The following is a 21,727-nucleotide window of genomic DNA, read 5'->3' on the forward strand; positions in this document are numbered from 1 at the left end:
ACCTTTAATTGCAAAGGATTGACAGTATAACTAAATCTGGGATTTTATGTGTTTTGGTTTCAAAAAAAATTCTAATATTTGCTTCTCAAGCATAAAAATTTGACTTCGGCTATGAAAAAACTATTGGTTATAATTCTTATTTCAGTGGTTTCAGTTTTTGAAATCCAGGCACAAGGCCTAGAGATTACTCCTATTACAGGTTATACATTTCCTGCCTCATATCGTATCACATCAGGTACTGCCAGATTGGGAGATGGTCAAAATTGGGGTGGAAATCTTGGATTTGCCCTTAACGATTTTATGGAAATTGAGCTTTCTTATAATTATATGGCTACAAGAGCTACAGCATCTTCCTCATTGCTTAACAACAGGGTGGATGTCAGGACTAATGTGCATTACGCGATGATTGGGGCCAACAGGTTATTTCCGGCTTCAGATGCGATGACCTTTTTTGCTGGTTTTAAAATGGGGACGGGTACATTGGCATTTCCCGACCGGGAATATAATAATGTGACCAAGTTTTCTTGGGGCATTCAAGGTGGTATGAAATATTTTGCAACTGACAGAATTGGAATCAGGATGCAGGCAAACCTGATGATGCCAGTGTTGGCAGCAGGTGGGAGTTTGTGGTGGAGTCCGGGAGGGGGAACATCCGTGGGTGTATCCACATTCTCTCCGATCGTACAGTTCGGCTTTACCGGCGGTATTATTTTCCGTTTGCAGCAATAAGCTGCTAATAATCTAGTAAAAAAACCTGCTTGACATCAAGCGGGTTTTTTTATTGCCCAATCAAAATCATTCCCCCAAAGAATCAAAAACTTAGAAAGAACAAGGATTTAATTTATTTGATATGGATAGGAGTATTTTTTAAAGCTTGCTACTTTGCAGGCTTATCATTTCATTCCTAAGTTAAATGTCATCAAATCATTTTATCAAAATTGCCGAGGAACTCGGCATCAAAGTCAAACAAGTTACGGACACGGTAGAATTATTGGACGAAGGTGCGACTGTTCCTTTTATTTCCCGCTATAGAAAAGAAGTCACAGGAAGTCTTGATGAAGTCCAGGTAGCAAATATCCGAGACAGAATCCAACAACTGCGAGAACTTGAAAAAAGGAAAGAAGCAATCCTGAAATCCATACAGGAGCAGGGAAAACTTACACCCGAGCTTGAGAAAAAAATCCTTGCTGCAGAAACCATGTCTTTGTTGGAGGATTTGTATCTGCCTTTCAAACCAAAAAGAAGAACGAAAGCCACAATCGCCAAGGAAAAAGGCTTGGAGCCATTGGCATCCAGGATTTTTGAGCAACTTTCTATAGACCTTGAGTCCGAAGCTTCATCTTTTATAGATACAGAAAAGGAGGTCAATTCTATCGAAGAAGCACTTCAGGGAGCCAGGGATATCATTGCCGAATGGGTTAATGAAAATGTGGAGCTGAGAAAGAAGATGCGTAACCTATTTATCAAAGAGGGTCAATTCGTATCCAAAGTGATTCCCGGCAAGGAGGAGGAAGCGATCAAGTACAAAGATTATTTCGAATGGTCAGAGCCTGTCAAATCTGCACCTTCCCATAGGGTTTTGGCAATGAGAAGGGGAGAAAAAGAGCTTTTCCTGATGTTGGATACCTGTCCTGATGAAATTTCAGCAGTTGGCTTGATGGAAAAGGAGATCCTTCAAAATGCCGCAAATTCTTCAGTGGAGCAGGTGAAATTGGCGATTAAGGATTGCTACAAGAGATTGTTGAAACCATCAATGGAGACGGAAGTAAGGCTTTTTACCAAAAAGAAAGCCGATGAGGAGGCGATCAAGGTTTTTGCGGACAACTTGAGGCAATTGCTATTGGCAGCACCTTTGGGAGAAAAATCAGTCTTGGCCCTTGATCCCGGATTCAGGACAGGCTGTAAAACCGTCTGCTTGGGACCGCAGGGACAGTTGCTGAGTTATGATGCGATTTACCCCAATGAGCCCCAAAAGCGAACTGCCGAGGCCGGGGCGACCATCAGACATTTGGTAGAAAAGCATCGGGTAGAAGCCATCGCTATCGGCAATGGTACGGCAAGCCGCGAGACGGAAGCATTTGTCAAATCGTTGGGTTTGCCAAAAAATGTCATCGTCACCATGGTCAATGAAAGCGGCGCTTCCATTTATTCCGCTTCCGATGTGGCAAGGGAAGAATTTCCGGACCATGACCTTACTATCCGTGGAGCAGTCTCTATCGGACGCAGGCTGATGGATCCTTTGGCAGAACTGGTGAAAATCGATCCAAAGTCAATCGGTGTCGGCCAATACCAACATGATGTAGATCAGGGAGCGTTGAAGAATTCATTGGATGATACTGTAATGAGTTGTGTGAATGGTGTAGGGGTGGAGGTCAATACTGCTTCCAAACAATTGCTGACTTATGTCTCTGGTCTAGGGCCGGTTTTGGCACAGAACATCGTGAGCTTCCGAGAGGAAAATGGGCCCTTCAAAAGCAGAAGTGAAATCCGCAAAGTTCCTAGGTTGGGCGAAAAAGCATTTGAACAGGCTGCAGGATTCTTGAGAATCCGAAATGCCAAAAATCCATTGGATGCTTCCGCCGTCCACCCTGAGCGGTATGACTTGGTGGAAAAAATGGCAAAAGACATCGGTGCCAAAGTAGCAGACTTGATGACTTCAGAAGAACTCAGGTCAAAAATCATTTTGAAGAATTACGTTTCTGAGACAGTTGGTTTGCCGACATTACAGGATATTATGTCAGAACTCTCCAAACCTGGACGGGATCCAAGGGAAAGTTTTGAGGTATTCAATTTCCAAGATGGAGTCAATGAAATGAAAGACCTGAAAGTGGGAATGAAACTTCCGGGGATCATTACCAATATCACCAAGTTTGGCGCTTTTGTAGATATCGGGGTTCATCAGGATGGTTTGGTACATTTGAGTCATTTGGCCGATAAGTTTGTGAATGATCCTGCTGCTGTCGTCTCCGTCAACCAAAAAGTACAGGTCACTGTCATGGAAGTGGATATTGCGAGGAAGCGGATAGCATTGAGTATGAAATCGGATCCATTTGCTGCCAAAGGAAGCTTCAGCCCAAAAGAAAAACCTGAAGAAAAGAAAAAGAAAGAAGCGGAAGTAGAAGGTGACTTGGCTGCGAAGTTGGCGATGCTGAAGGGGAGGTTTCGGTAGGATTGGAAAATTGAAAGATTGAAAAATTGAAAAATGGCCTCTGGAAGCAGAGGCTTTTTTTATTTTAAAAAGTCCGTAATCCATGAAAGTAGCTACTTTTGTGGATTAGGACTTTTTTCACTGAGTTCATTGGGAATTGATTTTAATGCCAATATTGAATCCATGATTTTGGATTTGAATCAAATTCCTTCAATTTTCCAATCCCAGATTTTTCAATCTTCCAATTACTCCGACAGTATATGTCGAATAAAGGTTATTTTTATAAACATATATATGTTATTTAAAATAACATTTTTATATTAGCTCCTGTTAAAACGCTATGGACATGGAAGCTATCGACAAAATCAGTGTAACTCAAAAAGAACTTCCTTCGGGAAATTGTCAGGTGAAGTTTTTTATCGAAGATGAAAGGAAGCCCCAATATGGTTACCTTTTGGTCAACGAACCCAAGCCGGTAGGGGAGATCATCGCCGAAATCCAAGAGCGGTTGGAGAGAAGAAGGATGGCAACCTCGGGTTTGAATCCATTCTCGGTAATGCACCAACAAAAAGAGGATAACAATTTTTATTTGTATTCAGCTTAAAAGAACTCATATGATACTCGCCAAGAATCTTAGATTTCTCAGGACAGAAAAGGGATTGACCCAAACTGACCTCGCCGAAAAGCTTGGTGTGCAGCGCACCATGATTTCAGCTTATGAAGACGGAAGATCCGAACCAAAGCTTTCTGCCTTGGATATCATTTCGGAACTGTTTGCGGTGAGTATTGATGAATTGCTCCACCACGATATCCAACAGTTTGGAAGAAAAGCATCGAAAAACAAAGAAATCAAAATCCTGACAATTGCCGCAGACGAGAGCGACCGTGAGAACATCACGATGGTGGGACAAAAAGCATCAGCAGGTTATCTGAATGGTTTTGCGGATCCTGAGTACATGGAATCCTTGCCGCAGTTTCATATTCCAACCCTCTCGAGAAGTGCTACCTATCGGGCGTTTGAACTCAGCGGAGACAGCATGCTTCCCTTGGTCGCCGGAACGGTGATTATCGGTTCTTATATTGAGCAATTGAGAGATATCAAAAGCGGCAAAACATATGTTCTTGTCACCTCTTCTGAGGGGGTAGTTTACAAAAGGGTGTTCAATTACCTCGACGAAAACGGTAAATTATTTTTAGTTTCTGACAATGAACATTACAAACCTTACGAAGTCAAAGCAGAAGATGTCGTCGAGATATGGGAAGCGAAGGCATTTATCAGTACGGACTTCCCTAATCCAAAAGACAAAGCCAAGCCTGTAAGCTTGGATGATATTTCTCAAATGATCATTGAGTTGAAGTCAGAGATCATCCGCCTTCGATAAGGGTTCTTTTTAAGTCAATCAATGTGAATCCTGCCAATACTCCTTGTACCATGACCAAATACTAGTCTTCATAGGTTTTTGAAGAATCAGCAATCAATCTGTTGACCTCAGCCATTTCTTTTTTGCTCAGATCGCGCCATTTTCCCATCTGTTGGTCAAGAATGATATTCATGATGCGTATGCGCTTGAGTTTGGTTACTTTGTAGCCAAGGTAATCGCACATTCTCCTAATCTGCCTGTTGAGACCTTGGGTCAAGACAATGTTGAATTTGTAAGCACTCACCTGTCGTACCTCACATTTGTTGGTAATGGTGTCCAAAATTGGAATTCCATTTCCCATTTTATGGATAAAAGTTTTGGTGATGGGTTTGTCCACCGTCACGACATATTCCTTCTCATGGTTGTTTTTGGCGCGGAGGATTTTATTCACAATATCTCCATCGCTTGTCAGCAAGATGAGCCCTTCACTTTCCTTATCCAACCTGCCTATCGGAAAAATCCGCTTCGGATGGTTGATATAATCGATAATGTTGTTTTTCTCGGCTTTGATATCTGTGGTACAGACGATTCCGACAGGTTTGTTGAATGCAATATAAACATGTTCTTCCTTAGGTTCCGAAATCAACTTTCCATCAACTCGGATTTCATCTCCGGCGTTAATCTTGGTTCCCATTTCAGGAACTTTGCCGTTGATGGTCACCCTTCCCGCATCGATGAGTTTGTCTGCTTCCCTTCGGGAGCAAAACCCCACTTCACTGAGGTATTTATTGATGCGTGTGCCGTTGGAATCGGTCATTTTCAGCTATGATTTGAGATTGCAAAGAACAGGCATTTAGAATAAAAATGAAAGTCAGAAGCCTAAGTGATTTCTGTCATATTATTTTTTGGATATACAAAGTAAATTATCCTCCTCAATAAACCCCTTAAACAACCTATCCATGAAGTACGCTATTCCATTTAAAGATATCCGAAACAAGGATATTGCGATTGTAGGAGGTAAGAATGCTTCTTTGGGAGAAATGATCCACGAATTGGGTCCACTCGGTATCAGGATTCCTGATGGTTTTGCGACTACTGCAGAAGCATTCAGGCTATTTTTAAAAGAAAACAACCTGATCGATTCTCTGAACGAGGAATTAAAAAAGCTTGACACCAAATCCTTGAATAATTTGCCCGAAGTTGGAGATGCTTGTAGGGGACTTATGCTTTCAGGAAAAATTCCGGAAGCAGTAAAGCAAGACGTTCTTTCTGCTTTCAAAGAATTGAATCAGGGTGAAGGGTTCTCTTTTGCTGTCCGTAGTTCTGCTACGGCAGAGGATTTGCCGACGGCGAGTTTTGCCGGACAGCACAGCAGTTTTTTGAATGTGGCTGGTGAAAAAAGGATCCTTGAGGCAATCCATGGTTGCTATATATCACTTTTCAATGACAGAGCTATCAAATACAGGATTGACAATGGATTTGACCATATGCAGGTAGCCTTATCAGCCGGTGTGCAGCGCATGGTCAGATCGGATATCAGCAGCGCCGGTGTGGCTTTTACCATTGACCCGGAGTCAGGTTTTGCTAATGTGATTTACATCACCTCAGCTTGGGGATTGGGTGAAAACATTGTACAGGGAGCGGTCAATCCGGATGAGTTTTATGCCTTCAAGCCATCCATAGAAAAAGGTAAAAAAAGCCTTTTCAGCAGGAAATTGGGAGAAAAGGAAAACAAAATGATCTACGCTGTCGGTAAGGAAAAACCAATCATCAACGTCAAAACCAGTCCTTTGGAACAAAACATTTTCTCTCTTTCAGATGAAGAAGTAGAACTGCTTGCCAAATGGTGTCTGCAAATTGAAAAACATTATAGGCTTCCTATGGACATCGAATGGGCAAAAGACGGTTTGACAGGCGAGATGTTTATCGTGCAGGCCCGGCCCGAAACCATCCATGGACAGGATCAAAAAATCACAACCAAAGAATACAAATTGCTCACCAAGGCTGACCCGATCACAAAGGGAAAGGCTGTGGGAAGATCCATTGCAAGCGGACCTGTCTGCATTGTCCATTCTGTCAAGGATGTGGGTAAGGTAAAGGATGGCGACATCATCGTGGCCGACATTACCAATCCGGATTGGAATGCCATGCTTAGAAAGGCGATTTGTATTGTTACCAATAAAGGAGGGCGAACAAGCCACGCATCCATCGTGGCCCGTGAACTTGGAATCCATGCCGTGGTGGGGACAGGAGACGCTACCCAAAAACTGAAAGATGGACAAATGATTACCGTTTCCTGCATTGAAGGAGATGAGGGAATGGTGTATGATGGGAAGTTGGAGTGGTCAGAGAAAGTCATAGACCTTCAGAAAGTGCCGCCAACTAAAACCAAGCCGATGTTTATCTTAGCCGACCCTTCCAAGGCTTTTCGGTTCTCGTTTTATCCCAATGAGGGAGTAGGATTGCTCAGAATGGAATTTATCATCAGCAATGAAATCAGGATTCACCCCATGGCTTTGGCCGATTTTGATAAGCTTCATGATTCCAATGACAAAAAATCCATCGCCGCCATCACCCAACAATATCCCGATAAAAAGAAATATTTTATTGAGAAGTTATCCGAATCTGTTGCGATGGTGGCCGCGGCTTTTTTCCCCAAAGATGTGATTGTCAGAATGAGTGATTTCAAATCAAATGAATATGCCCAGCTGATTGGTGGAAAGGTATTTGAACCGGAAGAAGAAAATCCCATGATCGGATTCCGCGGAGCGTCCAGGTATTATAATAAGCGGTACAAAGCAGGTTTTGGATTGGAATGTGAGGCAATGCGTGTCATCAGGGAAGACATGGGTTTTACCAATGTCAAGCTGATGATTCCATTTTGTAGGACTGTCGAGGAAGGGAAAAAGGTCTTGGAGACCATGAAAGAATTTGGATTGGAAAGAGGCAAGAATGACTTGGAAGTCTATGTCATGGCAGAAATCCCGAGCAACGTCATTTTAGCCAAAGAATTTGCGGAGATTTTTGATGGATTTTCCATTGGTTCCAATGACCTTACCCAACTGACCCTTGGGATTGACAGGGATTCAGAAATAGTTTCGGATATCTTCGATGAAAACAACGGTGCCGTCAAAAGCATGCTTTCATCGGTAATCCGATCAGCCAAAAAATCCAAAGTCAAAATCGGGCTTTGTGGACAGGCGCCGAGTGATTACCCGGAATTTGCAGGTTTTTTGGTGGACGAAGGCATAGACAGCATTTCTTTCAATCCTGATGCGCTTTTGAAAGGAATAGAAAACATTGCACTTGCAGAATCAAAAAAAACGGACGAAAATCAAAAATTAAGTACTTCAATTTAAAGGAATATTGGCCTTAAAACAGTAACTTATTTTTAGGAATTAAAATGAAATGGATATACCCTTCATTGCGAGCAACCATAAATTCTTCTCCGGTTGCGCGGGAAGACCTAAGTACCGGGCATTTCAGTCTGCAGACAAGATTTAAAAATATATGTACACTTATGACATCATCGTGTACAGACATGTAAAATGATTTTAAAACCAAGATCTTGAACATTTATATCAATAAAACCCAAATAATATGAACAGCAATTCATTCAAACAAGTAGGCGTGTGGATAGACCACTCCAAAGCACATTTTGTTGGATTCAATGAGGGGAACACCGTTTTGATCGAGACCATTGAATCCCCTTTTGAAAGTATGAAGCGGGAAGTTGGGGAAGGAAGTGATAAAACAAGGTTTTCTTCCTCAAATCTCCATTCCTCCAACAATGAACACCGGAAGCATAATATTTCCCAAAAGGAACTCAATGAATATTTCAAAATGATGGAAGCCAAACTTCATTCTTTTGATGATATTCTTCTATTTGGTCCGGGTGTAGCCAAAGAACAAATGCGCAACCGCTTGCGCGAAAACAAATCTTTTGATGGAAAATGGCTTTCTGTACAGACAAGTGATAAGCTTACCGATAACCAACTCCGGGCTTTTGTGAGGGATTTTTACACCAATGCCAATCCTGATTTTAAATCAGTCTGATAAAGCCCTGCTTGATTTTGCTTACTGCATCAAAGGAGTCGTCAATATTGAAGACTCCTTTTTGCATGTCATGCCAATACCCATCGCCGCACTCGATAAAATGACCTTTTTGAGTTGGCTTTGACTCAGTCGCGATTCCGTAATCATAGTCAGGCAAAAAAATGAAGGAAAGCAATTCTTTGGTTATATCCCAATCGGCCTCTTTGGCTTTTCCGTTTACGGTTGCTTCAATTTTTCTGATCGAAAATTTCACTGTCAAACCGATTTCGTGAACAGTTTCCTTTTCCCTTATCAGATAATGAATCGTGAGAGGGGCTTCTTTTTGGGTAATTTCGTAGATGGCCTGAATACAATCCTGCGATAAAAACTGCCAATCTTCTTGATTCAACGGAATGGTTCGGACAATTTGACCCTGCGAATCCTTTGCAAGGAGTTTGACACCTCCCTCATCATCGAGTTTTTTATTGGACCATTTTGACTTGGTATATAGTTCCTTCAGAGGTTTTTCCCAAACTTTAGGAATTTCCCCTTGAAAATGATAATCATCATCCATGGTAAAACCCTCATTGAGGATATCATCCTCGGAAATCTCCTCACGGTCTGTATACACCAAATCCAATTGGGTATCCAGAAAATTCTTTCCAAAACCGATTTTTAACTTGAATATATGACTGTATGGCGGTGGCATTACGCCTGAATCATATTCAATTTCGATTCTTGTCAGGTCTTCTGTTCTAAGATGCATGCTGTTTGGCTTCTAATAAAGGATATTCTTACTCAAAATTAAGCGATTCTTTTGATTTTGAGTATTTCGGTAAGAACCTCTTGGGAAAGATGAAAGGTTCAATAGCATTTTCATCTAGTTTCAAACTTCGTTTTTGAAAGGTGATTTAACCGCTTTTAGCAAATTAGTCATATCATTATTGCATTTTTAAAGCCTGATTTGAGTTGGATGTATTTTTTGAGATCTGAATGGAGTATTTCTGTCAGCTCGGATTCATTTTTCTCAGAAGTTTCGGTAAATAAAAAGCCAAAAACCCCAAACTTGTCAAGATCGATTTTTCTGAGGTGTAGCGGGTTTTCAAAATCTGCGAGCAGCGCATCATAATCAAACCCTGCGATTTCTTCAGGTTTGAAACCTGTGGTATTATCCAAAAGGATCAAACTGTATTTTTTCCCTTTTCTGGTTTGGAATATGGATTCCCAATCTGGCTTTTTGGAATAAAAGAAATGTTCATACGAATTGATTCCATAAGCAAACCATGACAGGTCTCCTGTGGTGCACCAACCGCCGAATCTCATGGGATTGACCTCGATAGGGAAAAGTTTTCCTTTCTCGTCCATCCTGATTTCAATGTGCAAGGGGAAATTTCTGAGATTTACTTTAGATCCAATGACGGCAAGAAAGTCATGAATAGGACTTTGAAGTTTTTGGATGATATCAGGAGAACTTGAATACACCCGGTCGCTGACGTCGTTTTCTGAGGTGAAAACATGGTGCAGGATGTTTAAAATCACCGGATTACCTTTCACATCAAAATAACAATCAAAAGCATATTCCTCGCCTCTGATGTATTGTTCGATGATAAATTCGGTATTGTCGATGACCTCCTTGGGGTAGAGAGATTGAGTCCTGATAATGTCTTGTTCAATCTTTGCCACTGTGCCTGTCCAGGCTTCGGGGCTGTCCACTTTGTATACCGCAATGCTGAAAAAACCCACTGCAGGTTTTATGATAAACGGAAATTTGAATCCGGAAACGTCCATACTCCTCAGTTTTTCCACTGCCACAGCTTTGAAAAAGTAATCAGGATAGGCCGTTTTGATAAGTTGCCGGAACTTATACTTGTTTTTGAAGAGGTCAATGATTTCGGGAAGGCCTGTACCTTGGGTATGTTGTTGGATCCAACTGATGCTGTTTTCCGAATTGGTATAAATAGGAGTGTGGGGATTATCCCGAAGACGTCGGGCCGCATCTTCCTCCGCTATCCAATTATTAAACTTGTTTCCGGCTATTTGTTTGGCTTCTTTGGTGGCAATTACTTCAAATTTATTTTCAATGATAGTTTGTAACAGAAAATCTGAGACATAGGGGTAATCAAGAAGGATCATTTTGGAAGAGTTTATTGACACAAAGGTAATTTCATCTCAGTTTGATACTGACATTATTTTTACCGGCGGTTACTTTAAATGCCGCTTTTTCAAAAGTAGGAGGACCAAAAGTACCCATGGCGTCGTTGGAAAACCCATATCCATCCCTCGGGATTCCAAATGAGTTGGTTCTTAATTTGCCCGTATTCTGACTGTCATGAAATACCGAAAGGGCATAAGTGCCTTCAGGAATGGAACCAAAGTCTACTATAGCTATTCCATCTTTGATCTTAACTGAGGCGCTTTTGAAGGCTTTTGATTCCTCTTCAGGAAAACCATTCCCTCCTTTAAATAACAAGACTCTAACAAAACCCTGATCATTTTTGACTTCAGTCACCTTAAGGGTCAGTGTTGTTGGATTTTGGTTGGTATAAAACAAAGTGGATATGGTCAAAATAAAAATGAATAGTTTCATCTTGCTGATTTTATGGTTTCTGATTTATTGATTTTACCGGAAGGAGTTTTGACAAATTCCCTAACGAAGATTAGCTCTTTTGGGATTTGGTATTTATCTACAATCTGTGAAATTGAGTGCAATAAGTTGCTTTTTTTTGGATTGTCCAATATTGGGTGCTCTATGACTAAAGCGAGTTTTTGACCCAACTTCTCGTCATCCAGTCCGAAAAGAAAAAACGGCACCTTTCCATAGTAGGATTCAATGGTAGGGGCAATTTGGTTCTCCAAGATCTCCGGTTGGATTTTGAAGCCTCCGGAATTGATGGTGAAATCTGATCTCCCGATCCACATGAAATGCTTCTCATCCAGGATATCTACCAAGTCATTGGTCTGCAACCTTTTTTCTTTTGCCATTGGCGCTTCTATCCAAAGCCTTTTGTCAGGATCTGCGCCAATGCTTACCCCGGGAAGTGTTTCAAATACCAACTCAGTCCCTGCTATTTTGGCCAAAGCAATATGGGAAACAGTCTCCGTCATCCCGTAAGTCTGGTAAGCAGGAATCTTCTCAGAAGAGATTTTTTCAAGAAGTGATTTTGGGGAAGGTGCTCCGCCGATCACAAGAGTTTTGATTTTTTTCAGTTTTTGGAGGGAGGAGTTTTGAGAAAGGCATGATGCTACCTGCATCGGGACCATGGCCACAAAGTCAAATGCGCCATCCACCCATTCTTCTTCGAAAGGATTTTCTTTTGGCTTGGTTACTATCAGGTCCGCATCCCACACCATTGCCCTCACCAACATCATTTTGCCTGCTATCATTTGGATATTCAGGCAGCAGAGCAGGCGGGGATTTTTTGCAATCCCGAAGAATTTTCCCGTTGCGGCAACCGAAATCTCCATCTGTCCTCGGTCTACAGCAATGGTCTTTGGGATTCCGGTCGAACCAGAAGTTTGGAGCAGAAAGGAATCCTGACCCTGCAGCCAACTTTGGCAAAAGAGAAGGACTTCACTAAAATAAGCATCCCCTTCCTCCCAATTTCCTTTTAGGATTTGGTCAAAAGTGTATGCATTTTTTTCAAGAATGATTTTTCCCATTGTAAAGCATTGCCTTTTCAAAAATCAACAAAATTCCTTTAAGGCTGTTATCTTGCGTAAAATAATTAAACCAAAAATAGCATGGAGATCAATTGGAAAACCGCTAAGGAATACGAAGACATAACCTATAAAAAATGTAATGGTGTGGCAAGAATTGCTTTTAACAGGCCTGAGGTCAGAAACGCTTTCCGTCCAAAAACCACCAAAGAACTTTACGATGCTTTTTATGATGCGCAGGAGGACACATCGATAGGCGTGATTTTACTTTCAGCGGAGGGGCCTTCTCCAAAAGATGGGATCTACTCTTTTTGCTCGGGTGGTGACCAAAGGGCCCGTGGTCAGCAAGGGTATGTCGGAGAGGATGGGTACCACAGACTGAATATTCTGGAAGTTCAACGGTTGATCCGGTTTATGCCAAAAGTCGTCATAGCCGTAGTCCCCGGTTGGGCTGTGGGAGGAGGACATAGCCTACATGTGGTCTGTGACCTGACTTTGGCGAGTAAAGAACATGCCATTTTTAAGCAGACCGATGCGGATGTGACGAGTTTTGATGGTGGATATGGTTCGGCGTACCTAGCCAAAATGGTGGGACAGAAGAAAGCCCGAGAGATATTTTTCCTCGGGAGAAACTATTCTGCGCAGGATGCCTATGATATGGGCATGGTCAATGCCGTGATTCCCCATGCCGAATTGGAGGCTACCGCCTATGAATGGGCACAGGAAATATTAGCTAAATCCCCCACTTCCATCAAAATGTTGAAGTTTGCGATGAACTTAACGGATGACGGTATGGTCGGGCAGCAGGTTTTTGCAGGGGAAGCGACGAGGTTGGCCTACGGCACAGAGGAAGCAAAAGAAGGAAGAAATGCTTTTCTTGAAAAGAGAAAACCGAATTTCAAAGACATCAAATGGATCCCCTAATGAAACATCTGGAGACAAGTTATATGACCCATGATGGCTTGAAGCTTTACCTTCAGGCTTGGATGCCCGAGCATTCCAAAGCGGCAATCTTAATTGTTCATGGTTTGGGGGAGCATTCTTCCCGGTATGCCCATTTGGCCAAAAAGCTCGTGGATAAAGATATTGCGGTCTTTACCTTCGATGGGAGGGGTCATGGAAAATCTTGTCTTCCAAAGCCGGATGCCTACTTTTCCGATCATGAGGATTATCTCAAAGACATCGATGCTTTGTTCGGAAAAGTAAAAACTTACGTTCCCAATGTCCCTGCATTTATTTTTGGACACAGTATGGGAGGTGGATTGGTCGCTGCCTATGTGTTGAAATACCAGCCAAACGCAAAAGGAATTGTCCTAAGTGCCGCAGCTTTGAAGCCTGCTGATGATGTTTCCAAATTTCTTATCGCAGCTTCTTCAGTGGTCAGTAAAATAGCTCCAAGGTTAAAGGTTTTGAAATTGGATAGCAGTAAAGTTTCTCACGATCCTGAAGAAGTAAGAAAATATGATGAAGATCCTTTGAATTACCATGAAGCGATTCCTGCCAGGACAGGCTACGAACTACTCAGGATGATGAAGGAAATAGATCAAAAATCGAAAGAATTCAAACTTTCGGTCTTGTTGCTTCACGGAACTGCTGACATGCTTACCAATCCAAAAGGATCAGAGGAGTTTTTTGGGAAAATTTCATCTCATGATAAATCCTTCAATAAATACCCCGGCCTTTTCCATGAACTGGTCAATGAATATGAAAAAGAGCAAATTATGGGAGATATAGTGAAGTGGATTGAGGGGAGGGTGGATGCTTAAATCTTGGATAAAGATTATTGGTTAATACGGTAAGAAGTAAAAGGTAAGAGGTGGAAACCGATTACCTCTTACCTTTTACCTTTAACCACTTACCTTTTACCATTCACCTTTTTCACTTGATCACCAAAAGCGGCACGTGGGTATGGTAAGCCATCTCCAGACTCGTGCTTCTGTTGAATAGGTATTCGAAAAATGATTTGTTTTTGTAAAACATCACCAAAATAGATCCTGGATTTTTTTTGAGATAGGATTCAATACCGGAGTTGACATCAGAAGATTCTTCTACAACAAAGCTGATTTCCTCATTTTCATACTTTTCCTTAAGCACTTCCTCGAGTCCTATCATCCCAATATTCTTTTCAAAACTATCCTCAGTTTTGACATGAAAAAACTCATATGGAAGGTCAAAATTACTGGTTAGCTTGAACAGGGTGTTGAAGAACTTTTCTTCTTCTTTGATCAACTCGAGGCCGGTGGAGATTTTTGTCCAATTTTCCCATTTTGCATTTTGTGGGACTGCCAGTACAGGAACCTTGCTTTCTTTGATGACATGGCCGGTATTTGATCCTATAAGCGCTTTTTTTATCCCGCTTGCTCCTTGGGTTCCCATGACGATCAAGTCATATTCCTCCCTGTATGCCAATGCTGTTACTGTCGAGGCCACTGTACCTTGGGCAATCTTATATTCAATTTCAATTCCCAATTCCTTTACTTCCTTTGCTGATTTTTTTAGTGCTTTTCTTGCATCTGATTCAATTTGATTGACGATTTCTGTGGCTTGGGCAGCAAAATCATACACGGCATAAAAGGCGAACATGAGTGTAATGGAAGCCTTTTCTTTTAAGGCGATCTTCGTTGCAAAATCCAATGCATTGTTTGCATTGTCTGAAAAATCTGTGGGAACAAGGATTTTCATGGCCATTTCAGGTTTTGGATAAAACTTTTAAATTTTCTTTTTGGTATTTTATTTGAACACAATTTAGATAAATTGGAAAAACAAAATCCTGATATTCATCAGTTTAATTTCTGATTTTTTTCCCGGAAAGCCTGACCACATGGGCATCACCCTCATGCCCCTTTCCCTCATTCAGGTAGATGACCCCATCATATTCAATGTGCCATTGGATATTTTCAAAAACAGATTTCAAATCAGTAAGGTTATAGAGGAAATCTGGGTTTTTTGGACCTCCGGATTGGTATTGAAGTTGTTTTTTACCAAAACCTTCAATGATCATTTTGCCTCCCACTTTCAGGGCTTTTTCAAATTTGGAATAAACTTCAGCCAAAATCTCCTTTGGAAGATGAAAATACACCAAGGCTACCACGTCAAAAGATTCCGGTTCGGGCATATAAATCATAGCATCACAAACTTGGTATTCGATCTGAAGTCCTATTTTTTCGGCTTTTTGTAAACAATGTTTTTTGCCGGTTTCACTTTGGTCTATGGCTGTCACCTGCCAGCCTAATGAAGCAGCATACAAGGCATTTCTGCCTTCTCCCTCTCCCGGGAAAAGGATTTTGCCGGCCGACATCGAATCGATATTGGATCTTACAAACTCATTAGGATGCTCCCCATATAGATTGGGAGTTTGAGAAAACTTTTCATTCCAGAAAATATTGTCCATTTTTAGTTATTTCCCCAAAAATCTCTAAATATTTTCAGCCCTTCAGTAATAAAACTCACTTTTTCAGATTAAAATCATGAATAAATGTAACATTCGTCACATTTTAGTAGGGTTCTTATGATTAGTTTTGAATTGAAATAAGAATACGAGAGAGTTTCAGATATCAAAATTGAAGTTTTCGCCACCCGGTTCTTACCCTTCAGAATAAGTCAATAGGTGTCTAAAGTTGGTCAAAAAAAAGTAAGCTTGGGTAAAAGGAGAAAATCTCTCCGAGCTGAAAACAAAGATAATTAGTTGTGGTTTATGGGAGTATCGAAAGAGGGCAATCACGTGGATTGTCCTTTTTCTTTTAAAAGAAAAAAAGCTAGAATATGGAATTGGAGAAATACATCAAGATAATCGGTGATTCTTATTATGGTTATTGGAATTACCTCATCAGCGAAATGTTTTACCCTTCCTGGCACAATTACTTCTGGTGGTTGCTTGGCCTATCGGTTGGGGTTTGGTTATTGGAAATTTTCCGTCCCTGGAGGGAAAATCAATCAGTATTCAGAAAGGATTTTTGGCTGGACGGATTTTATATGTTTTTCAATTATTTCCTGTTTTCCCTGATTGCCTACAATGCCATTTCCAATGTAGCTGTAGAAGCATTCAATGACTTCTTGGGATTATTTGGAATCGAAAATACTGTAGCCCTCAACATAGAAACCTGGCCAAGATGGTCCCAGTTTTTACTGCTGTTTTTGGTTGCAGATTTTATTCAGTGGAATGTTCACAGGGTATTGCACAGGGTTCCGATCCTTTGGGAGTTCCATAAAGTCCATCACTCTGTTGAAGAAATGGGTTTTGCGGCCCATTTGAGATTCCATTGGATGGAAACCATCCTTTACAAATCTGCCCAGTATATCCCTTTGGCAATGATTGGCTTTGGTCTGGAGGACTTCTTTATAGTGCACATCTTCACTACCGCCATCGGTCATCTCAACCATGCCAACCTGAGAATCACTTATGGTCCGCTGAAATATATTCTGAATAATCCCATCATGCATTTATGGCATCATGTGAAAGTTTTGCCGAAAGACAGGCCTTACGGAGTCAATTACGGCATCACCCTCAGTGTTTGGGATTACCTTTTTGGTACCAATTATATTCCTCATGAAGGCAGAGATGAACCCTTGGGTTTTGAAGGAATGGAAGAATTTCCAAAGACTTTCTTCCAGCAGATCACTTACCCTTTTATAAAGAAAAAGCAACATGAAAGCAACCATCAATAATTGGCGATTTGTCATTATCCTCAGCCTGACGTTGGGTTTGGCTCCTTTTGTCCCAGAGCCACACATATGGGGAAAGATCAAATGGATAGCTGGTGGGGCCAAAGGGATGGCTGCTTTGGATTGGTTTGATTTTGTATACCATGCCATTCCTTGGGCATTGTTGATCAGACTTTCCATCCTCCACCTGACCGGTAAGCTCCCAAAACCGGTAGAGAATCAAACAGAAGCAAAAAACCCTATGTGATTTTGGTTACGGTTTGGCAATATTTCTGACCATAACTTTGTAATCATAATAAAACGGAAAAAACATGTTTGATTTCTTTAGAACTAAACCAAAAAAATATACAGACCTATTTTGTGAAGATTTCCAAAAAGGTATGACTGCCAAAGACGCTGTAATACTTGATGTAAGGACAGCAGGGGAGTTTCATTCCGGAAAATTGAAAGGCGCTAGGAACATTGACATGATGAGTCCAAACTTTATGTCTCAAATCCAAAACCTTCCAAAGGATAAAAAGTATTATATCTACTGCCGAAGTGGAAACAGGAGCGGACAGGCTTGTGAAGTCATGAGTGAAATGGGATTTGAACACACTTATAATATGGCCGGAGGAATTATCAGATGGCCTTACGAAATCGTTTAAAATATTGATTGGGTTGAATGGTGTTAAAGTCCATCGGCAGGCAACTGACCGATGGATTTTTTTTTCCTTCAATCTGTCATTGCTCTTCCCATCCATTTTTGTTGACTGAGAATCCGAGTTTTTCCAAGCCTGTGGAGATTTCAGGTGCCTGCATGAACAGCTTCCAACCCAAGCCTGTCCGGTAATTTTCGATCATGCCCACTATTGGTCCCTGGTCAATTGCAAGATATCTTTTTGGGAAAAATTCATGTTCCGGACTCATGGCATCATAGAAACCATATTTTCCAAAAACCTTGTCACCGTAGTTGAAATACAGGTTTTTCAAGACTTTCATAGATTCTTCATAGGAATAAGGGATGGAAGAAAGTGCCGCAGTCGGAGAAATAACTCCCGTATCATTTCCCGGATGGTGGGCATTATAACCATTGGTGGAGTAGGAGGCAGTCAATCCCCAAAGATCTTCTCCATATCCTTTAAAGTTTCCTGGATTTGCTATACACCAAGCCCGATTGATCAGGGTTTGATTTTGGTTTTCCTGCCAATAATCGGCATACTCATCATTCAATCCCCTTGGATCCAAGCCCATGTAAGAGTAATGAGCCCAAAACAATGGACCTCCCATTTTTTCGGCATAATTGTGTCTGAGCTGTAAAGGCAATCCAAAGGCTTCTACCGGATTTTTGATATCGCCTGATCTTGCCCAACCTTCATGGTATGCAGGAGGATCGATGGTAAAAGTTGGTGAAGCTGCCGCCAGGACATAGGTGATCAGACATTCATTGTATCCTTCCAATGGGAAATTCATTTCCCATCCAAAGTTGGGGGACCAATGCCAATACAATTTGTTTTCCCCGTTTTTGGTATGAAAATTCCACTGCATCTCTTCCCAAAGTTTGTTGATCCTTTGCGATAATGCCTTTTCATCGTTGTTCCCGTTTCGGTAATATTCCCTTACCGCTAGGAGTCCCTGCATCAGGAATGCGGATTCTACCAAGTCTGCGCCATCGTCTTTTGGAGAAAAAGGTTTGGTTTTGCCTGTTTGGCCATCGATCCAATGTGCCCATATACCGTGGTATCGGTCAGCTTTTTCCAAGAAAGTGACCATTTTTTCAAAGTGTGCAAGTCCCTGTTCTTTGCTTATCCAACCTCTTTCAATTCCTGCTATCAATCCAAAAATCCCAAATCCTGTTCCACCTGTTGTGACAATATGGGCATCATTTTCAGGGTATTCGCCATCAATATGAATCCTTTCAGGCGCCATTCCTGAATTTGGTTCAGCACCATGATAAAAATACCTGAAGGTGTAAAATTGAACCATGTCCAATAATTCTTCCTCATTCATTTCACGGGTTTGGGTGGTTATCTGTGCGATTTCCTTCTTCCCTTTGTTGGTGACTGCTTCAATTTTATAGTCTATTGGCTTTCTTCCATCTTCCTTATTCATCCAAAAATCCATCAGCAATGTGTCCGAAGTTTCTGCCCTTTGGGCAAATTCGCCTCCATCCAAACTGGCAAAAATCAAATAAGAATTTGCTCCCTCGATTTTTGGCCATTGGAGCTCAATGTGGCTGTCATAAGGAAACACCCGGATTTCAACTTCTTTTTGATTGCATGAAAAGAAACCTGATAAGGCAAGCAGGCAGCTGATAAAAATATGTCGGATTTTCATGGGATCATTGGTTTTAAGTAGATTCGCTCGATTGCGTTTTTTTTGACTCTATCGTATCCGAAAGGTATATTGACAAACTCGTCTGCCGCCCAAATAGGAAATAAATTTCGGTAAAATGGACTATTGGGATTGCCTGATTGTCCGGGAGTATTGATGCCAATGGTCTTTTCCCAATTGCCGGTATCGACCACCATCCTAAAGGAAGCACCTGAAGTATTGTTGTCTCCATAAGCATTTGCACCGGGGGTAAAACTGTAACCACCTCTTGCCACCGGACCTGCATCCAATTTTTCCTTCCAGGCATCCGACAAGGCGGGGCTCAAAGGATGTGTAATGTAGGCGTGTTTGTAGGAAGTCTGACCGTATTGCCAGTTATTGCTGTTTTTACCCAGTTTCGATTCAAGTTCCTGAAGTGCCAATTCCAAGCAATTTGCGAGAAACTTGTCCCTTTCCATAGCAGCATTCCCTGAAAATAAGCTTTCTGGATGTTCTATCCAAGTTATCACACGGGTCATCTGTATGCTGCCAACCAATTCCATCACCTCTTTAGGAACTGATATTTCCTTTATTTTTTCTCTGATTTTTCTTTCCCACATGACATAAATTCCTGCAGGAACAGAGTTCTTTTCCAGTTTGAAATCCCAATTCAAAAGCATATCCCTCAATTCACTGGATTCATTTTTCTCAAAAACAAGATCCTTTAAGTAGGGGACCAAGGTTCTTGCAGGAAGCGACAGATAGTCATTTTGAAGCTTTCCCATTTCGTCTATCGAAAAGTCAGTTCCTTTTCCTAAAACTTCCCTGACCCGGTCACCTCTGAAGGGATCAGCCCATTCATAGCCTAGGGCATTTTTATGTGGATAGTCAGCAGGAGTTACGTTTTCGTTGGCGGTGGCTATAAAACCATTTTCAGGGTTATAATCATGTGGTCTCTCTGCGATGGGCAAGTAGCCGTCCCATTCCTTACTGCCATCTCCCAAGGTTGCTACCATACCCGAAAAACCATTTCTGATAGGTGAGATTCCTGTTGCCTGCCAACCGATGTTCCCTTCCCTGTCTGCCCAAATCATATTTTCAGCGGGAATGTGGTTGTAAGTACAGGCATCTCTGAACTCTTCCCAAGTTGTCGATTGGTTCATTCTCAAGCTAGCCAAATAGGGTGCGCCACCCTTTTCAAGCCATGCACACTGTACTGCAACTGCTTTTTTCAAATCCTGATCTACGAATGTCACAGGACCATGGATGGTATAGAAATGTTTCACAACAGCATTGGATTTTCCTTTTACTTTGATAGTATCGGAAATCACTTCCATCTCATGCCATTTTCCTTTATGGAAATATAGTTGCGGATTTTCGGGATGAATGTCATAGATGCGCATGTCCTCGTTATCTGTTTCGAAAATCGTCAAACCCCAAGCTCCAAATTGGTTGTGACCTATCGAAATACCCGGAATCACAGGTTCTCCGCCGCCCACCACATCCCAACCCGGTGCATGGAGGTGAACCATATACCTAAGCGAAGGAACTGCGATCAGTCTATGGGGGTCATTTGCCATGATGGGATAACCACTTTCAGTTAATTTGCCACTGACTACCCAATTGTTGCTACCTATGGAAAATTTCTCAGTCTCGAGGGTTTCCTGAATGTCGGTTTCATAATCCAGTAATTGGGTTATGAATTTTTCGGGATTGTTTCGGGCTTCCGGGATGATGTATTCAGGATAATAGGTCATGCTTTTGCGAAAAGCATTGTAGGGAGCAAGAATATCCTTGAACAGCAACTCTGTCGGGATAGACTTGTCAAGATCCAAGATGGGTTCGTTCGGGTGGAAATAGTGGATTTTTTTCGTTTTTTCAGCGCCGATGAGACTTACTATTCTGCTAAAATTCAATTCATCCCTGACGTTTTCGAGCAGTCCTTGATGGCGGGAAATAACGACTTCCCAAGTCCAAAATTCAGGCAAGATCCCCAAAAGCTTGAATTCTACAGGAAGGTTTTCCGGCGATTGGCGGGCTTCTGAAATGTAGGTGTTGACTCCTTCCACAAAGGATTCAACAATCAATTCACCCCTAGGATGATAATGGGCCAATTCGGATTTTTTGTCACCACGAAATTTGAAAAGTCTTACCCCTTTATCCCGATCCAATTCTTTTTCCCCGAAGATTTCTGCCATGGTTCCTGTGGCTTGCCTCCTCCAGATTTCAAACTGGAATAAGCGGTCCTTGGCAGCCATGTAGCCTTGGGTGAAAAAAAGGTCATGTTCGTTTTTGGCAAAAATATGGTTGATTCCGCTGCTGTCCCGAAATACTTCGACTTCCCCGTGCAGATTTTTTATGCTGAGTTGCTGTGAAAAAGAATTTTGATTTATTCCTAAAAGGAGGAGAAGTATAAATAAGATGTTTGGTTGTTTTTGGAGTTTTCTCATTGTTCTTAATTTCTTGCCTGATACAAATAAATGTTCAGGGAGGTTTAATGTCCTTTTTAAGTTCTGAAAATATTTTGAATCCAATCAGAAAATTGGATAAACGGTCGAAACCATTCATCTTT

Annotated in this window: 20 protein-coding genes; 11 read left to right on the forward strand and 9 right to left on the reverse strand. The window is 41.5% G+C overall.

Annotated features, from left to right (window positions below; genetic code table 11):
• Nucleotides 1-111 precede the first annotated feature (111 nt).
• From MMU07_RS18560 to MMU07_RS18575, 4 genes are all read left to right on the forward strand, one after another.
• On the forward strand, nucleotides 112-729 hold the full coding sequence (locus tag MMU07_RS18560) for an outer membrane beta-barrel protein (RefSeq protein ID WP_241128104.1): 618 nt from the start codon (nucleotides 112-114) through the stop codon (nucleotides 727-729).
• 184 nt (nucleotides 730-913) lie between these two features.
• Nucleotides 914-3,169, forward strand: a complete 2,256-nt coding sequence (locus MMU07_RS18565) for a Tex family protein (RefSeq protein ID WP_241128105.1) — start codon at nucleotides 914-916, stop codon at nucleotides 3,167-3,169.
• Between the two features lie 325 nt (nucleotides 3,170-3,494).
• Nucleotides 3,495-3,752 carry a hypothetical protein gene (locus MMU07_RS18570; RefSeq protein WP_113924905.1) on the forward strand — a complete coding sequence of 86 codons (258 nt, stop codon included), beginning with the start codon at nucleotides 3,495-3,497 and terminating at the stop codon, nucleotides 3,750-3,752.
• Nucleotides 3,753-3,762: 10 nt separating this feature from the next.
• Nucleotides 3,763-4,530 carry an XRE family transcriptional regulator gene (locus MMU07_RS18575; protein WP_241128106.1) on the forward strand — a complete coding sequence of 256 codons (768 nt, stop codon included), beginning with the start codon at nucleotides 3,763-3,765 and terminating at the stop codon, nucleotides 4,528-4,530.
• 61 nt (nucleotides 4,531-4,591) lie between these two features.
• Here MMU07_RS18575 and rluF read toward each other — a convergent pair whose 3' ends face one another.
• Nucleotides 4,592-5,326 carry a 23S rRNA pseudouridine(2604) synthase RluF gene (rluF, locus tag MMU07_RS18580; RefSeq protein ID WP_241128107.1) on the reverse strand — a complete coding sequence of 245 codons (735 nt, stop codon included), beginning with the start codon at nucleotides 5,324-5,326 and terminating at the stop codon, nucleotides 4,592-4,594.
• A 142-nt stretch (nucleotides 5,327-5,468) separates the two neighbouring features.
• On the opposite strand from rluF, the gene ppsA reads away from it, so the two are divergent.
• Together ppsA and MMU07_RS18590 are read left to right on the forward strand one after the other, a co-directional pair.
• Nucleotides 5,469-7,868, forward strand: a complete 2,400-nt coding sequence (gene ppsA / locus MMU07_RS18585) for a phosphoenolpyruvate synthase (protein WP_241128108.1) — start codon at nucleotides 5,469-5,471, stop codon at nucleotides 7,866-7,868.
• Nucleotides 7,869-8,109: 241 nt separating this feature from the next.
• Nucleotides 8,110-8,565 carry a hypothetical protein gene (locus tag MMU07_RS18590; RefSeq protein WP_241128109.1) on the forward strand — a complete coding sequence of 152 codons (456 nt, stop codon included), beginning with the start codon at nucleotides 8,110-8,112 and terminating at the stop codon, nucleotides 8,563-8,565.
• Here the strand turns inward: MMU07_RS18590 and MMU07_RS18595 are convergent.
• From MMU07_RS18595 to MMU07_RS18610, 4 genes are all read right to left on the reverse strand, one after another.
• Nucleotides 8,552-9,310: a hypothetical protein gene (locus tag MMU07_RS18595; RefSeq protein WP_241128110.1), complete on the reverse strand. Its 759-nt coding sequence runs from the start codon at nucleotides 9,308-9,310 to the stop codon at nucleotides 8,552-8,554. The genes MMU07_RS18590 and MMU07_RS18595 overlap by 14 nt on opposite strands.
• Before the next feature lie 167 nt (nucleotides 9,311-9,477).
• Entirely contained in the window at nucleotides 9,478-10,677 is a 1,200-nt protein-coding gene (locus MMU07_RS18600) for an ATP-grasp domain-containing protein (protein ID WP_241128111.1), read from the reverse strand.
• A gap of 31 nt (nucleotides 10,678-10,708) precedes the next feature.
• On the reverse strand, nucleotides 10,709-11,131 hold the full coding sequence (locus MMU07_RS18605; RefSeq protein WP_241128112.1) for a DUF2141 domain-containing protein: 423 nt from the start codon (nucleotides 11,129-11,131) through the stop codon (nucleotides 10,709-10,711).
• Nucleotides 11,128-12,204, reverse strand: a complete 1,077-nt coding sequence (locus tag MMU07_RS18610; protein WP_241128113.1) for an AMP-binding protein — start codon at nucleotides 12,202-12,204, stop codon at nucleotides 11,128-11,130. Before MMU07_RS18610 ends, MMU07_RS18605 begins: the two co-directional genes overlap by 4 nt.
• 81 nt (nucleotides 12,205-12,285) lie before the next feature.
• Here MMU07_RS18610 and MMU07_RS18615 point away from each other — a divergent pair, with 81 nt between their 5' ends.
• Both MMU07_RS18615 and MMU07_RS18620 read left to right on the forward strand, forming a co-directional pair.
• Nucleotides 12,286-13,125 carry a 1,4-dihydroxy-2-naphthoyl-CoA synthase gene (locus MMU07_RS18615; RefSeq protein ID WP_241128114.1) on the forward strand — a complete coding sequence of 280 codons (840 nt, stop codon included), beginning with the start codon at nucleotides 12,286-12,288 and terminating at the stop codon, nucleotides 13,123-13,125.
• Nucleotides 13,125-13,967 carry an alpha/beta hydrolase gene (locus MMU07_RS18620; protein ID WP_241128115.1) on the forward strand — a complete coding sequence of 281 codons (843 nt, stop codon included), beginning with the start codon at nucleotides 13,125-13,127 and terminating at the stop codon, nucleotides 13,965-13,967. The genes MMU07_RS18615 and MMU07_RS18620 overlap by 1 nt, the downstream gene beginning before the upstream one ends.
• Nucleotides 13,968-14,079: 112 nt before the next feature.
• On the opposite strand, the gene MMU07_RS18625 is transcribed toward MMU07_RS18620, so the two are convergent.
• Complete coding sequence (locus tag MMU07_RS18625; RefSeq protein ID WP_241128116.1) at nucleotides 14,080-14,883, reverse strand: universal stress protein; 804 nt, start codon at nucleotides 14,881-14,883, stop codon at nucleotides 14,080-14,082.
• Between the two features lie 103 nt (nucleotides 14,884-14,986).
• Nucleotides 14,987-15,592, reverse strand: a complete 606-nt coding sequence (locus MMU07_RS18630; protein WP_241128117.1) for a class I SAM-dependent methyltransferase — start codon at nucleotides 15,590-15,592, stop codon at nucleotides 14,987-14,989.
• Nucleotides 15,593-15,969: 377 nt separating this feature from the next.
• Between MMU07_RS18630 and MMU07_RS18635 the strand changes: the two genes are divergently transcribed.
• From MMU07_RS18635 to MMU07_RS18645, 3 genes are all read left to right on the forward strand, one after another.
• Entirely contained in the window at nucleotides 15,970-16,866 is an 897-nt protein-coding gene (locus tag MMU07_RS18635; RefSeq protein ID WP_418884522.1) for a sterol desaturase family protein, read from the forward strand.
• Nucleotides 16,847-17,110: a hypothetical protein gene (locus tag MMU07_RS18640; protein ID WP_241128119.1), complete on the forward strand. Its 264-nt coding sequence runs from the start codon at nucleotides 16,847-16,849 to the stop codon at nucleotides 17,108-17,110. The genes MMU07_RS18635 and MMU07_RS18640 overlap by 20 nt, the downstream gene beginning before the upstream one ends.
• Before the next feature lie 64 nt (nucleotides 17,111-17,174).
• Nucleotides 17,175-17,510, forward strand: coding sequence for a rhodanese-like domain-containing protein (locus MMU07_RS18645; protein WP_241128120.1), 336 nt, complete (start codon nucleotides 17,175-17,177; stop codon nucleotides 17,508-17,510).
• 76 nt (nucleotides 17,511-17,586) lie between these two features.
• On the opposite strand, the gene MMU07_RS18650 is transcribed toward MMU07_RS18645, so the two are convergent.
• Both MMU07_RS18650 and MMU07_RS18655 read right to left on the reverse strand, forming a co-directional pair.
• Complete coding sequence (locus tag MMU07_RS18650; protein ID WP_241128121.1) at nucleotides 17,587-19,179, reverse strand: glucoamylase family protein; 1,593 nt, start codon at nucleotides 19,177-19,179, stop codon at nucleotides 17,587-17,589.
• Nucleotides 19,176-21,605, reverse strand: coding sequence for a penicillin acylase family protein (locus tag MMU07_RS18655; RefSeq protein WP_241128122.1), 2,430 nt, complete (start codon nucleotides 21,603-21,605; stop codon nucleotides 19,176-19,178). The genes MMU07_RS18650 and MMU07_RS18655 overlap by 4 nt, the downstream gene beginning before the upstream one ends.
• Between the last annotated feature and the right edge of the window lie 122 nt (nucleotides 21,606-21,727).

The organism is Cognataquiflexum nitidum (assembly GCF_022538055.1).
Taxonomy (GTDB): Bacteria; Bacteroidota; Bacteroidia; order Cytophagales; family Cyclobacteriaceae; genus Cognataquiflexum; species Cognataquiflexum nitidum.